Genomic DNA, 13986 nt, shown 5'->3' with positions numbered 1-13986 from the left:
GCCGGTGCAGCGGCGCGGGCTAAAAAGGAAGAATCAGCGGTTGCGCGAGGCGGTGCGCTGAATCGCTTCGTTGATTTCGGCGATGGAGCGCTCGATGGCATCGTCGTCCAGGTCGTCCAGAGCCGGATCCAGCCCGCCCGACTGGATGGTGGAGGCGAAGACCTCATCGCTCATCATCTGCGTTTCGGTGAAGCCGCTGGGCTGGAAAGCCGATTCGGAAGGCGTTTCCCATTCCAACGCGATGACGGTGACGTTGTCGGAACGCTCGCCAGCGATGGCCAGCGCCCGCTCGACCAGCGCCGGCACGGCGTCGGCCACCGGCACGTCGGCCAGCATGCTGACGATCTCGTCGTCTTCCACGCTGCCCCACAGGCCGTCGGAGCACAGCAAAAGCTTGTCGCCTTCGCGCAGCTTGAGCGGCCCGGCCACGTCGAACATGGGCCGAACGGTGGAGCCCAGGCAGGTGAACAGCACGTTGCGGTTGACGCCCTCGGTGCTGGCGCCGGAGCTGGCTTGTGCCTCGATGTAGGAATGGTCGCGCGTGCGCGACAGCAGCGCGCCGTCACGCACGACGTACAGCCGGGAGTCGCCGCAGTGCGCCCAATGCAGTTCGCCGTCCTGGATCAGGCCGGCCACCAGCGTGGTGCGGGGCGTGTCCATCAGCGCCTGTTCGCTGGCGTAACGAATGATCTGGTGGTGCGCGGCCATCACGCCGGTGGCCAGAAAGCCCTGCACGGAAGGCAGCGACGGCTTGGCGTCGCGCTGGAACAGCGTGGAAAGCGTCTGCAGCGCGATCTGCGCGGCCATTTCGCCTTCAGGGTGGCCGCCCATGCCGTCGGCCAACAGAAACAGCACGGCATCCCTGGTGTAGGAATAGCCCATGCGGTCTTCATTTTTTTCGCGGCCGCCGCGGCGGCTGAGTTGGAACACCGAGAATTTCATCGAGCGATGCGCTTATTTTTGGTGCGTGCCCATGCGCGTGGCCCGCTTGAGATTCTTCTTGGTGTCGTTGAGCATGGTGTCGAACTGCAAGCGCACCTTTTCACCGACGCTGAGCTTGGTGTATTGGCGCTCGCCTTCGCGGCTCAGCTCTTTTTGCAACGCAAACACCGATTGCGGACGCGAAAGCGGGTCGAGCGACATGCACCACTCCACCACTTCGATCAGGTTGTCCGAATACACGCCGCGCAGGCGCGTCAACGACAGCGCGAGGCGGTCTTTCTCCAGCCGCTGCGGCGCATCGTTGGGCGGGTAGCCTTGCATGCACGAGTAAATGCACGCGCCGATGGCGTAGATGTCCGTCCACGGCCCCATGGTGGAGTCGCGGCGGTACATCTCGGGCGCGGCAAAGCCCGGTGTGTACATCGGGCGGGTGAAGTTGCCTTCCTTGTTCAGCACCTCGCGCGCGGCGCCAAAATCCAGCATCACCGCGCGGTTGTCGTCGGTGATCATGATGTTGGCGGGCTTCAAATCCAGGTGCAGCATCTTGTGCTGGTGCACGATGCGCAAGCCGCGCAGGATCTCGTCGTACAGCGAGCGGATCGTGGATTCGCGGAAGACCTTCTGCTTTTTCTGCTCGCGCGCGGTGACGATGAAATCCTGCAGGCTGGCCCCTTCCAGGTAGTTCATCACCATGTACACGGTTTCGTTCTGGCGGAAGAAGTTCAGCACGCTCACCACCGACGGATGGGAGATCTGCGCCAGCGAACGGCCTTCTTCGAAGAAACTCTTCAAGCCCAGGCGGTACAGCGACAGCTTTTCGGGTGCGACGTGCGGCACCAGCTCGCCGGGCTCGCGCATGGTCAGCGCCGAAGGCAGGTATTCCTTGACGGCGACCTGCTGGCCCTCGTTGTCCACCGCAAGGTAGACCACGCCGAAACCACCAGCCGAAAGCCGCCGGACCACGCGGTATCCACCGATCACCGTATCGGGCGGCAGAGGAGCGGGTTTGAGCTTTGACATAATTTGATGCGCAACACCGGCACGAAGCTGGTGTGCCTGGCGCCAAAGCCAACTCGCCCACCCTAGCCGCGTCAACACCGGGAAATATCACATGTCAGTTTACAGTATGACCGGCTTCGCCAGCGGCCAACAAGCCGTGGCCACCCCCGAGGGCGACGCCCCCGTGTGGAAGATTGCCGCCCCGCGCGTGGCCGTGGAGCTGCGTTCGGTCAACAGCCGCTTTCTGGACCTTGCCTTTCGCCTGCCCGATGAGCTGCGCCCGCATGAGCCGGCGCTGCGTGAGCTGCTCACACGCCAGCTCAAACGCGGCAAGGTCGAACTGCGCGCCTACGTCGAGGGCCGCGAAGACGCCGCCCTGACCGACCCGCCCCCGCGCGCACTGCAGCGCCTGGCATCGCTGCAAGACCAAGTGCGCGTGTGGCTGCCCGACGCCCGCCCCTTGAGCGTGACCGACGCACTGCGGCTGGCCGGCGGCGCCAGCGCCAGCCACACCGAAGACCTGGGCGAAACCCTGCTCACGCTGGCCGGCGCGGTGTTGAAAGACTTCGTCGCCGCCCGCGCCCGCGAGGGCGCCCGCCTGGCCGACCTGCTGCTGGCCCGCGTGGCCGAGCTGCGCCGCCTGGCCAAAGAGGCCGAGCCGCTGGTGCCCCAGGTGGTTCAGGCGCAGAAAGAGCGCTTTCTGGCGCGCTGGAACGAGGCCCTGACGGCGGGCGACACCCAAGTCAACGCCGAGGCCGGGCAAGAGCGCGCCCTGGCCGAGGCCACGGCCTACGCCATCCGCATCGACGTGGCCGAAGAGCTGGGACGCCTGGCGGCGCACCTGGACGAAATCGAATCCGTGCTGAAAAAGGGCGGCGACATCGGCAAGCGCCTGGATTTCTTGATTCAGGAGCTGCACCGCGAGGCGAACACGCTCGGCTCCAAATCGGCGGCGCTGGAGATGACGCGCATCTCGGTGGACATGAAGGTGTCGATCGAGCAGATGCGCGAGCAGGTGCAGAACATCGAGTGAGCGGCGCGACGCCCAGCGCCCGTGGACGCTGCGGCGTCCGGCCATCCGCTTCACTACTCAATTCATAGCGCCCGGCGCTGGCCACACCAGCGCCAGAGCCGGATTGGGCAACTAAACGAAACCGTCAGCGCGCCAGCAAGCCCACCGCCGCGGCCGCGCCTTGCACGCTGCGAGCGAACTGCTCATAGCCCTTGGCGTTGGCGTGCACGGTGTCTGAGCGCAGCTCGGGCTTGGACAGCACCTCGCCCCAGGCGCCGCGCACCAGCGGAATCTTCAGGTCTTTCGCCACTTCGGCGTACAAGGGGTGATCGGTCATCTGGCCCAGCGCGGCGGCCAGTGTGGCGCGCGGCACGGCCACCAGCAGCACCTGCGCGCCCGCATCCAGCGCCTGCCGGCAGATGGCGTGCACGTGGGTGCGCGTGTCGCTTTCGGGCAGCTTGCGCAGGAAGTCGTTGCCGCCAATGCTGACGATCACCAGCTTGGGTTGGTGCTCGGCCAGCAGAGCAGGTTCGCGCGCCAGCGCCTGCGCGCTGGTGTCGCCCGACACGCCGCCGTTCACCACGTTCCAGCCGGTCAACCGGGCCAGCACGGCGGGGTACGCCGTTTCGGCCGTGGCGCCCACGCCCGAGGTGAGCGAATCGCCCAGCGCCAGCACCTTGGCCCCGGCTGACACCGGTTGCGCCTTGGTCTTGTTGCGTCCGCAAGCGCTCAGCAGCGCCGTGGCGCCCAGAGCGACGGCCCCGCCCATCCATTGGCGGCGGCGCAGGGTTGGGGCGGTCTGTGGCTGTGTCGAAGTTGAGAAGCTGGAAATGCTCATGCAGGTGGAAATGGCGAAGAACGGGTAAGCCGTGGTGCGGAGGCAAACGCTATCGTTAACGTAGCTGCCAGCGCTGAATGGGCCTGCGCTGAAGGCCGAAAATGCTTAAGAAAGCAGCCGCCCCGCTGGGCGGGCTGCTGACGGCGGCTGAGGGTGCGGGCAAATCAGCGCGCAAGACGCCCGCCCTGCTCGCCCGCCTTCACTCAGGGCTGTCAGGGCGATTCGGCGCCGACCATCACCGCGCCGGGGCGCAGGCCAAGGCGCTCGGGCGAGACGTATTGGCGGCGGTATTCCTCGAACGGCATGGTGTCGCTGCGCTCGATGCGGCGCTGCTCTTCCATCGACGCGACGGCCATGTGGTCGTAGCGGTCGCGCAGCGCATCGGGGTACGGCTGCATCAGGAAGGCGTCTCGCGTGCTGTGCGACTGCTCGGCCACGAAGTTCTTGAAGCTCTGGCCCTGCGCAGCCTGCACCGCCTGCAGCACGCGGGCCGAGGGCAGTTGTTCGGGCGCAGACAGCGCAGCCCGCGCCGCGCGCCACGCTTCGGTGTACGCCGTGCCGCCCATGGCGTGGTCCATGGCGTGGGCGATGGGCTCGCACCCGGCCAGCACCTCGTGGCCCCAATCGGTCAGCTTGACCTGGGCGCCAGCGCGCTCCAGCAGCAGCGCCGGGTCGCGCCCGGTGGCGGCGGTGCGGTGCTGGTTGCGCGACAGGGCGGCGATTTCCTCGGGTGTGTCGGGCGGGCTTTCGGTCAGCAGGCAGTGCAGCAGAAACACGTCCAGGAAACGCGCGGTGGCGGCGCTGATGCCCAGGGTTTCAAACGGGTTCAGGTCCATCAGCCGCACTTCGACGTATTCCACGCCCCGCTCGCGCAGCGCATGCAGCGGCCGCTCGCCGGGGTGGATGACGCGTTTGGGGCGGATGGTGCCGTAGAACTCGTTCTCGATCTGCAGCAGGGACGTATCCAGCTGGTTGTAGTCGCCGCCGGGGTTGCGGATACCGACTTTCTCGTACGCGGGGTACGGCTCGGTCAAGGCCTTTTCCAGAGACGCGCCGTAGCCTTCCAGGTTGTTGTAGCTGACGGCCAGCGACGATTGTGCGTCGCTCTGGTAGCCCAGCCTGCCCATGCGCAGCGAGGTGGCATGGGGCAGGTACATGGTGTTGTCGCCCAGCGGCTGCAGCTCATGCGGGCGCCCTGCCACGAAGCACGAACACACCGCTGGCGATGCGCCAAACAGCACCAGCAGCAAGAAGGCGTGGCGGCGGAAGTTGCGGATCAGGCCAAAGTAGTCATCGCTGGTTACCCCTGGCAGCGACCAGTTGTAGTGGATGCCCGAGATGGTCTGCATGCGGCGGCCGTACCGGTGGCTCAAGCCCATGCGGTACACGCTCTTGGCGCGGCCGACGTTGGACGTGCCGTAGCGGCCAATGGGAATGTTCTCGTCCGACGGCAGGCCGCAGGGCATGCTGGATACCCATAGCATCTCGTCGCCCAACGAAGCCATCTCTTGGTAGACCACCTGGTGCACTTGGCCGAGCTCGGACAGCGCCGCCTCGACGCTGGGGTGCACGCCGGTCACCAGCTCCATCTGCGATTCGCTGAAGTCGGTGGTGATGTGCGGGTGGGTCAGCGGCGAGCCCAGCGCTGCCGGGTGCGGCGTGAGCGCCAGCGTGCCATCGGGCCGCGAACGCAGGCTTTCTTTCTCGATGCCGCGGCGGATGCCCCGCAACCGCTCCGGCCCAACACCGCTCAGTCGGTCCCTCAGGTTGTTCATGGTGTGTCCTTGTTTTGCTGGGCGCGAAGGTAGCACAGGCGGCGCGATCGCGTTGGGCCGCGCGCCCGGGGCGAGGCGGGCAGCCCGTTGACCTCAGCCAGGCACCGCCGCGCAACCTTTGCGCAGGCCGGCGCCGCATTGCGCGGCGCGCAGGGCCGGGCCGGCGTTCAGACCGACAGCGCCGCGACGCGGACGCGCGACATCTATGCCGGTATCCGCGGCGACGGCGCGCTGCGCTATCGCGAGCTGCGGGTGCTGCGCAGCGGCCGCTATGTGGGGTTGACCGTCCAGCGCAGCTTTGGCGGATAGGCATCCTTATCCGCGCGGCGCGGCGATCCGGGCGAAATCGTTCCAGCGACACGCGGTCACCTCGACCGAATCGCCGCACCCTGGAATGGGGAGATAGCGGCGGAACAGGGCATCGTCCGATCCCAGCGCTTCGAGGTTCCTCAACTGGTCCATCGTCTGCGCGCGATAGAAGGCGCGGACATAGCGGTCGCCGCCGGCCGTGCTGACCAGCTCGAACCCCAGCGCGCTGCCGGGTGGAACTTCGTCGGCGGGATAGCTCGGCACCTGCCAGTGCAAGTCGAAGAAGCCTCCGAGGTCGGCGACGTTGGTGTCGTGTCCGGCGAGCAATGTCAGCCGCGCCGCGCGCCGGTCGCCGAGCGCCGTGACGATCTCGTGCACGATCGGTGCGGCGGCGGCGGCGGCGATATAGCCGGGGCGATTCAAATAACGGAACTCGAGCGGGTGGAAGCGCAGCAATTGTTCGATCTCGGCGCGGCTCACGCGGCCCCAGCCGACCTCGGTCATCGGCTTGCCCTCCAGATATTCGAGCACCAGCGTCTGGCTCGCGGTCGATGCGATATCGAGCGGACCCTCGAGCTTGGGGCGATCGTGCGGCTGCGCAACCAGCCGGCTGGGTTCGGCGACGAGAGGACAGGCCGGCACGGCGCAATTCAGCACTTTCGCGAGCAGCGTCAGTTCGTCGCGGTGGCGTTCGGTCTCGGCGGCGAGGCCGCCTTCGGGCGCTTGCGCCAGGGCCGCGTCATAAGCGCGATTCCCGTCGAACGACGCCGGGCCGCTGTCGAGACCGTGAAAGATCGCGTCGTCGCCGGACCCGGCGGGGTGGGATATCGCCGCGGCGCAGCCGGGCATGAAACCCGCCGCCCAGCTTCGCGCCGTCTCGATCGTGCGCTCCTTGTAACTCGCCTTCAGGACGATCGTGCCGGGCGCTGGGCATCCGCCGGGAAATAAGCCGCGGGCGCCGAAATAGGCGCGATCGCTTTCGCCAAGAAGCCTGACGCCCGCCGCGCCCCGCGGCGTCAGCAGGCCGAAATCGACGGGCCAGCCGGGCCATGTCTCGGACGAATAGCCCGGCGGAACGACGACGGGCTTCGTCGGCGGACGGACGCCGTGCCGCATCAGCATCACGACCTTCTCGAGCTTCAGCGATGGCTGGCTGGCGACCGGGGTGTTGGCCCCCGGCCCGGGCGCGGCGCACGCCGCCAGCAGTGCAGTGGATAACAGCAGAATGCGCTTCACGTGCCTCTCCATTGTGGAATATATTTATCGACTCTATATAAATAGGAAAATTTATTTCATCAATGCCATTTGCCGATCAGCCCTTCGCCCGGTGATGTCAGCTTTCTACGACCTGTCGGGATCGATCCCGCTCTATCAATCCGACGCGGCGGCGTTCGACCCGTCCAATTATAAATTTGACGAAACAAGCTATGAGCATCGCCGCGCGCGCGAGGATCTTTATCAGGCGCGCGCCGATTTCCGCACCCCGATCGGCATCGGCGACGACAGCACGATCCAGGTCGGCGCCAAATATACAAGCCGGCGCAAGACCAATGATGCCGAATCGGTGATCTATGGCGGCTATGACGACGACTTCACGCTCGATCAGGTTCAGGACGGGTCGATCGACAGCATCTTCAAGGGCCGCTATCCGTTCGGCGCGACGATCAGCCGCCCGAGTGCCGACAGCTTCTTCCAGTCGAACCTCGCCGGGTTCGAGCTGGATGAGGAAGGCACCGTCGGCGACAGCCTTGCCGCCGACTATCTGATCCGCGAAAAGATCTTCGCCACCTATGCGATGGCGACGCTGAAATTCGGCACCTTTACCGCGATCCCCGGCGTCCGCATGGAAAAGACGAAGAGCAATTATGCGGCGAAGGACATCCTCGACACGACGACCGTCGCCGATCTCGGCAAGGATTACGACAGCTTCGGGTCGCAGAGCTACACCGACTTCTTCCCGGGCCTCAACCTGCGCTGGAACGCGACGCCGTCGCTCGTGCTGCGCGCCGCGGTGACGCGCGCGATCGGGCGGGCGAACTATGAACAGCTCGCGCCGACGACCGTCGTCAACGCCAGCGATAACGAGGTGACGAGGGGCAATCCCGCCCTGAGGCCGCTGACCTCGACCAACTACGACCTCGCGGGCGAATATTATATCGGGCGCAAGGGCATCCTCAGCATCGCCGGCTTCTACAAGACGATCGAGAATCCGATCTACACGGCGACCGTCGTGCAGAGCGGCACCTTTGCCGGGCAGGCGCTGGTCGATGCGCAGGTGACGATGCCGGTCAACGCCGACAGCGCCTTCGTCAAGGGCATCGAGATCAACGCGCAGACCGAACTCAGCTTCCTGCCTGCGCCGCTCGACGGCTTCAGCATCGGCGGAAGCATTACCTTCGTGAAGTCGCGTGCCAAGGGCATTCCGGGCCGCGGCAACGAGCGGCTCCCGCTCGCCAGCCAGTCGAACCGGGTGGCGTCCGCCTTCCTCTCCTATGAAAAGGGCGGGCTGTCGGCGCGCGTCGCCTATACATACCGCTCGGCCTATCTGCTCGAACCCGGCGAGGATACCGACACCGATCTTTATGTCGGCGCCTTCAACCAGTGGGACGCGCGCATCGGCTATGACATCGTCAAGAATGTGACGATCTTCCTCGAAGGATCGAACCTCAACGACGAACCCTATCGCGTCTTCCAGGGCATTTCGTCGCGGACCGACGAGGTTGAACGCTACGGCTACTCGGTCAAGACAGGTATACAGTTCAAATTCTGATCCTCTGCGGGGGTCGCACTGGGTCTGGGGCCGGGGAAACCTGGCCCCTTTCTTTGTGGGAGAAGGCGAAGCCGGCTCTGATGCGCGAGCCGATAAAACGACCATCGCCCCCGCGAAGGCGGGGGCCGACATCGGCCTTATCCTTCGCCGCTGCGTAAACCGCTGGCGGTCCCTGCCTTCGCGGGTGAAAGCTTTGTTCATGCGTCGATCATAGGTCGCCATGCCACAATGCGGCCCCGCGCCAGAGGGCTGTTTCGGCCCCCGCTGCGCCGGCCTGCCGCACGCCGATGGCGGCCGTCGCACGGCATCGCCGCACTCCTGTTTTCATAGCTTTCCGCGCTTTCTGCACGCCGGCCAGATGCGTTTTTCGTTCCCATTTCCGCCACAACCGGCGCCGCCCCGGCATGGTTGAAGGCCTGTTCACCCGCTGGCTGGGCGCCGAGCGGCGCCGGCGCTGGCTGCGCGTGGCGCTCAGCCACTACGTGCTGAACGGCGCCTCGTGCGCGCTCGGGCTGTTTCTGGTGTCGGGCTTCATGCACGCGGCCTTCGGCGCCGAGGCGGCGGCGGTCGCCACCGTCGGCGTCATTGCCGCGCTGGCCGCCGACATGGTCGGCCCGCGCCGCGGCAAGCTGGCGCACATGGTGGTCGAGCCGCTCATCGGCGTGCCCTTGTTCTGGGCCGTGCAGCGCCTGCACGGCCACCCGTTCGAGCTCGGCCTGCTGCTGGTGCCCGCGACCTTCGTGGTGTTCCTGGGCATGGCCTGGGGCAAGCGCGGCACGCCGGTGGCCATCGGCGTCATGCTGGCGGCGGTGTTTTCCATGTCCACCCCGGTGCCCGCCAGCCCCGAGGAAGCCCTGGTGCGTACCGCCTATTGCGGCATCGGTTCGCTGCTTTACGTGGGCTACGCGGTGCTGGCCAACCTGGTGCTCAACGGGCGCTACCGAACCCAGCTCGTGGCCGATCTTCTGCTGGCCGTGGCGGCGCTGCTGCGCGCGCACGCGCGCCGGGTGGCGGCCCTGCCCGGCAGCTGCCCGCAAGCCCAGAGCGACCCCGATGCGGCGGTGTACGCGCCGGGCGGCCTGGGCGAGCTGCTCAAGCGCCAGGCGGCGCTGGCCGACCAGTTGCAATCGACCCGCGACGTGGTGCTCGAGTCGCCCCGCACCGCGCGCCGCCAGCGCCTGGCCGGCATGTTGATGGTGGTGCTGGAGATGCGCGACCACCTGGTGGCGAGCGAGCTCGACCTGGACCGCGTGCGCCACGCCACCCAGAACACCAGCGCGCGTGAGGACCTCGCCGCCATCTACCGCGGCATGGCGGCCGATGTCGAGCAGCTGGCCGACGACCTGCTGCTGGGCCGGCGCCCGGCGCTGGCGGCCGACCACACCGCGCGCCTGGCCGGGCTGCACCTGGCCGCGCACGGGCCTGCCATGGCCGACGCCGACAGCCGCAACCGCGACAGCCTGCTGCGCGGCGTGGCCTACCGCGTGCGCCACCAGAACGACGCGGTGCGCCAGCTCACGCTGCTGGCGCGCGACGAGGCCGAGCCCGACCTGGCGGTCGTGCGCAACAGCTGGCGCCTGTTCGTCAGCCCCACCGACTGGTCGCCGCAACCCTTTCTGACGCTGTGGCACTGGAACCAGCCGGCGCTGCGCCAGGCGGTGCGCGCGGCGCTGGCGGTGGGCACCGGCTACACCATCGCCAGCCTGCTGCCCTGGGGCTCGCACGACTACTGGATCCTGCTGACCATCGTGGTGGTGCTGCGCGGCAGCCTGGCGCAGACGCTGGAGCGGCGCAACCAGCGCGTGGCCGGCACCCTGCTGGGCAGCCTGCTGGCCTCGGCCTTCCTCGGGCTGCACCCGCCGGCCCTGCTGATGGTGCTGGCCGTCACCATCGGCCAGGGCGTGGCGCACGGCTTTGCGCTGCGCCGCTACACCGTCACCGCGGTGGCCGCCTCCATCATGGGGCTGGTGCAGGCGCACATGCTGTTCACCACGCACAGCACGGCGTTCGCCTTTGTCGAGCGGGTGGCCGACACCTTGCTGGGCGCCGGCATCGCCTGGGCGTTTTCCTACGTGCTGCCCTCGTGGGAGCGCGGGCAGTTGCCGGCGCTGGTGCGGCGCGTGCTGCGCGCGCTCGAACAGCACGCGCGCCTGTCGCTGGCGCTGGCGCACCTGGACGACATCGACACCGAGCACGAGCTGATGTGGCGTCTGGCGCGGCGCGAAGCCTACGACGCGGTATCGGCCCTGGTGCAGGCCACCGGCCGCACGCTGGTCGAGCCGCGCGCGGTGCGCCCGCCGCTGGCCCTGCTGGAGCAGCTGCAGGGCCACAGCTACCAGCTCATGGGCCAGCTCAGTGCGGTCAAGTCGATGCTGCTGCTGCGGCGCGATCAGTTGCAGTTCGACCAGATCCAGGCGCCGATGAAGCTGGCCAGCAACCGCATTCAGGGCATCCTGACGCTGTCGGCGCCGCTGCCGCCAGGCAGCCAGCCGCCACCCGCGCAAAGCCCCGAGCCGGAGTCGGCCGGCGCGCTGCCAGCCGTGCCCGAGGTGCTGCCGGACCCGTTCGAGCACGATGTCAGCCCCTGGCTGCTGCGCCGCCTGCACCTGGCGATCGAGCTGGCCGAGCGCGTGCGCGGCAATGCGCAGGACGTGTTGGCGGCACTGGCGTCGGTGCCGGCCGACGCTGGCAAACCGCTGCTGCCGCAGCTGCGCTGATCGCAGCGGCGCAGGCCCGCAGCGCACCCTGCGCTAGACCGACTCGGAGTCTTCCATCACCGCGCTCTCGCCGCGCTCCAGGCGCCGGGGCGAAACATATTCGCGCCGGTAAATCTCGAACGGCATGCTGTCCATGCGCTCGATGCGTTTTTGCTCGGCCACCGAGGCGGCGGCGAGCGCGCCGTAGCGTTGGTGCAGGGCCTCGGGGTACGGCAGCGCCAGCAAGGCCTCGCGCGCCGCCAGCGATTGCTGGCGCACGAAGCCGACGAAGCCGTGTTCCGGCTGCTCGCCCACGGCCTTGAGCACGCGCGCCGACGGCAGCAGGCGCTCGTCGGCCAGCCGCGCCTTGGCCAGGGCCAGGGCCTCGGCATAGGCGCTGCCGCCCAGCGCGGCATCCACGGCGGCGGCCATGGGCGCCAGCTCGGCCACGATCTCGGCCGCCCAGTCCACCAGCACCACATCGTGCGCGCCGCGGCGCAGCAACAGGCCGGGCTCGCGCCCGCGCGCCGCCGTGAGGTGCTGGTTGGCCTTGAGCGCGGCAATCTCCTCGGGCGTGTCGGGCGGGCTGTCGGCCAGCAGGCAGTGCAGCAAAAACAGATCGATGAAATGCCCGACCTGGGCCTGGATGCCCACCGGCTCGAACGGGTCGAGGTCCATCAGCCGCACTTCGACGTACTCGACCCCGCGCTCGCGCAGTGCGTGCAGCGGCCGCTCGCCGGGGTAGATGACGCGCTTGGGGCGGATGGTGCCGTAGAACTCGTTCTCGATCTGCAGCAGCGTGGTGGCCAGCTGGTTGTAGTCGCCGCCGGGGTTCTGGATGCCAATTGCCTCGTAAGGCGGATAGGGCACCGTGAGCGCTTCTTCGAGCGAGGCGGCGTAGCTCTCCAGGCTGTTGTAGCTCACCGCCAGCGAGGCCTGCGCATCGCTCTGGTAGCCCAGGCGCCCCATGCGCAGCGAGGTGGCCCAGGGCAGGTACATGGCGCAGTCGCCCAGCGGCTGCAGCAGGTGCTCGCGCCCGGCGACGAAGCTCGAGCACACGGCCGGCGAGGCGCCGAACAGGTACAGCAGCAAGAAGGCCTGGCGGCGAAAGTTGCGGATCAGCCCGAAATACTGCTGGCTGGTCACGCCCGGCAGCGACCAGTTGTAGTGGATGCCCGAGATGGTCTGCATGCGCCGCCCGTAGCGGTGGCTCAGCCCCATGCGGTAGACGCTCTTGGCGCGTCCCACATTGGAGGTGCCGTAGCGCCCGAGCGGAATGGTTTCGTCCGTGGGCAGGCCGCAGGGCATGCTGGACACCCACAGCATCTCGTCGCGCAGCGCCTTCAGCTCGTGGTAGACGACCTGGTGCACCTCGGTCAGCTCGGCGATGACGGCCTCGACGCTGGCGTGCACACCGGTCACCAGCTCGACCTGCGACTCGCTGAAGTCGGTGGTGATGTGCGGGTGGGTCAGCGGCGAGCCCAGCGCCGTCGGGTGCGGGGTGAGTGCGAGCTTGCCGTCGGCCTGGGCGCGCAAGCTCTCTTTCTCGATGCCACGGCGGATGCCGCGCAGCTGATCGGGTGTCAGCGCCGCCAGCCGGTCCTTCAGGGTGTCCATGGCTTGTCCTTGTTGGGCGGGGAGGCGACGGTATCACAGGCGCCCGGCCGCCGTGCGGGCGGGCCTTTTGGCGCGCGCCGGGGCGGCGGCGGCCTCAGCGGCGCGCGGCCAGCGCCTGTGCCACCTCGTTGGTGCCCTGCGCGGCGCCGCTCTCGGGCACGGTCTCGCCCGCGCGCGCCGTCACCCCGGCCAGCGCGGCCAGCAGGCGCTCGGGCGTGTCGGGGCTCAGGCCCAGGTGTTCGCCGTGGGTGAGCGTGATGTGCGCCGCCTCGTAGGTGCCGGCGCCGGCGCACAGGATGGTGCGGCTGGGCGCCTGTTCGCTCACAGCCACCAGCATGGCGGGCACCACCGCCTCGGGGCGCAGCGCCTGCAGCACTTCGGGCGGCATCAGCCCCTCGGTCATGCGGGTGGCGGCGGTGGGCGCCAGGCTGTTCACGCGGATGTCGCTCTTGGCGCCTTCGATGCTCAGCGTTTGCATCAGGCCCACCAGCGCCATCTTGGCCGCGCCATAGTTGGACTGGCCGAAGTTGCCGTAGAGGCCGCTGGACGAGGTGGTCATCAGGATGCGGCCGTACTTTTGCGCCACCATGTGCGGCCACACCGCCTTGCACGTGTGCACGGCGCCCATCAGGTGCACGTCCACGACCTGGCGGAAGTCGGCGATTTCCATCTTGGCAAAGCTCTTGTCGCGCAGGATGCCCGCGTTGTTGACCAGGATGTCCACGCGGCCCCAGGCGTCGATGGCCTGCTGCACCATGGCTTGCACGGCGTCGAAATCGGTCACCGACGCGCCGTTGGCCATCGCCTCGCCGCCTGCGGCCTTGATCTCGTCCACCACTTTCTGCGCCGCCGTGGCAGAGCCGCCGCTGCCGTCCACCGCGCCACCCAGGTCGTTGACCAGCACCTTCGCGCCACGCGCGGCCAGGCCCAGCGCATGCAGCCGGCCCAGCCCGCCGCCAGCGCCCGTGACGATGGCCACGCGGCCGGTGAAATCGATCTTGTCCATGCGTTGCTTTCTTCAGGTTCGG

The 13986-nt window shown here is 68.0% G+C and carries 11 protein-coding genes; 4 read left to right on the top strand and 7 right to left on the bottom strand.

All coding sequences use genetic code 11. The annotated features are described in order from the left end of the window. Positions 1-33 precede the first annotated feature (33 nt). Entirely contained in the window at positions 34-942 is a 909-nt protein-coding gene (locus tag C6570_RS10260) for a PP2C family protein-serine/threonine phosphatase (RefSeq protein ID WP_106703115.1), read from the bottom strand. Positions 943-954: 12 nt separating this feature from the next. Continuing rightward, positions 955-1962, bottom strand: a complete 1008-nt coding sequence (locus tag C6570_RS10255) for a serine/threonine protein kinase (RefSeq protein ID WP_106703114.1) — start codon at positions 1960-1962, stop codon at positions 955-957. A 91-nt stretch (positions 1963-2053) separates the two neighbouring features. Between C6570_RS10255 and C6570_RS10250 the strand changes: the two genes are divergently transcribed. Continuing rightward, positions 2054-2974, top strand: a complete 921-nt coding sequence (locus tag C6570_RS10250) for a YicC/YloC family endoribonuclease (RefSeq protein WP_106703113.1) — start codon at positions 2054-2056, stop codon at positions 2972-2974. A 124-nt stretch (positions 2975-3098) separates the two neighbouring features. Here C6570_RS10250 and C6570_RS10245 read toward each other — a convergent pair whose 3' ends face one another. Together C6570_RS10245 and gshA (C6570_RS10240) are read right to left on the bottom strand one after the other, a co-directional pair. After that, positions 3099-3791, bottom strand: coding sequence for a GDSL-type esterase/lipase family protein (locus C6570_RS10245; protein ID WP_106703112.1), 693 nt, complete (start codon positions 3789-3791; stop codon positions 3099-3101). Between the two features lie 212 nt (positions 3792-4003). Next, on the bottom strand, positions 4004-5566 hold the full coding sequence (gshA, locus tag C6570_RS10240; protein ID WP_106703111.1) for a glutamate--cysteine ligase: 1563 nt from the start codon (positions 5564-5566) through the stop codon (positions 4004-4006). Positions 5567-5653: 87 nt separating this feature from the next. Between gshA (C6570_RS10240) and C6570_RS17995 the strand changes: the two genes are divergently transcribed. Beyond that, on the top strand, positions 5654-5875 hold the full coding sequence (locus C6570_RS17995; RefSeq protein ID WP_123812245.1) for a hypothetical protein: 222 nt from the start codon (positions 5654-5656) through the stop codon (positions 5873-5875). 6 nt (positions 5876-5881) lie between these two features. On the opposite strand, the gene C6570_RS10235 is transcribed toward C6570_RS17995, so the two are convergent. Beyond that, complete coding sequence (locus C6570_RS10235) at positions 5882-7111, bottom strand: histidine-type phosphatase (protein WP_164675526.1); 1230 nt, start codon at positions 7109-7111, stop codon at positions 5882-5884. Positions 7112-7205: 94 nt separating this feature from the next. Between C6570_RS10235 and C6570_RS10230 the strand changes: the two genes are divergently transcribed. Both C6570_RS10230 and C6570_RS10225 read left to right on the top strand, forming a co-directional pair. Beyond that, positions 7206-8645 carry a TonB-dependent receptor gene (locus C6570_RS10230; RefSeq protein ID WP_164675525.1) on the top strand — a complete coding sequence of 480 codons (1440 nt, stop codon included), beginning with the start codon at positions 7206-7208 and terminating at the stop codon, positions 8643-8645. A gap of 404 nt (positions 8646-9049) precedes the next feature. Next, on the top strand, positions 9050-11362 hold the full coding sequence (locus tag C6570_RS10225; protein ID WP_106703108.1) for an FUSC family protein: 2313 nt from the start codon (positions 9050-9052) through the stop codon (positions 11360-11362). Between the two features lie 33 nt (positions 11363-11395). Here the strand turns inward: C6570_RS10225 and gshA (C6570_RS10220) are convergent, their stop codons facing one another. Next, a complete protein-coding gene (gene gshA, locus C6570_RS10220; protein ID WP_106703107.1) occupies positions 11396-12958 on the bottom strand; it encodes a glutamate--cysteine ligase in 1563 nt (520 codons plus the stop codon). A 94-nt stretch (positions 12959-13052) separates the two neighbouring features. Then, positions 13053-13964, bottom strand: coding sequence for an SDR family NAD(P)-dependent oxidoreductase (locus tag C6570_RS10215; RefSeq protein WP_106703106.1), 912 nt, complete (start codon positions 13962-13964; stop codon positions 13053-13055). Positions 13965-13986 lie beyond the last annotated feature (22 nt).

Origin of the sequence: Ottowia oryzae (genome assembly GCF_003008535.1) — a bacterium.
Classification (GTDB): Bacteria; Pseudomonadota; Gammaproteobacteria; order Burkholderiales; family Burkholderiaceae_C; genus Ottowia; species Ottowia oryzae.
The sequence above is the reverse complement of the archived record's forward strand: the minus strand, read 5'-3'. Positions and strand labels throughout refer to the sequence as shown.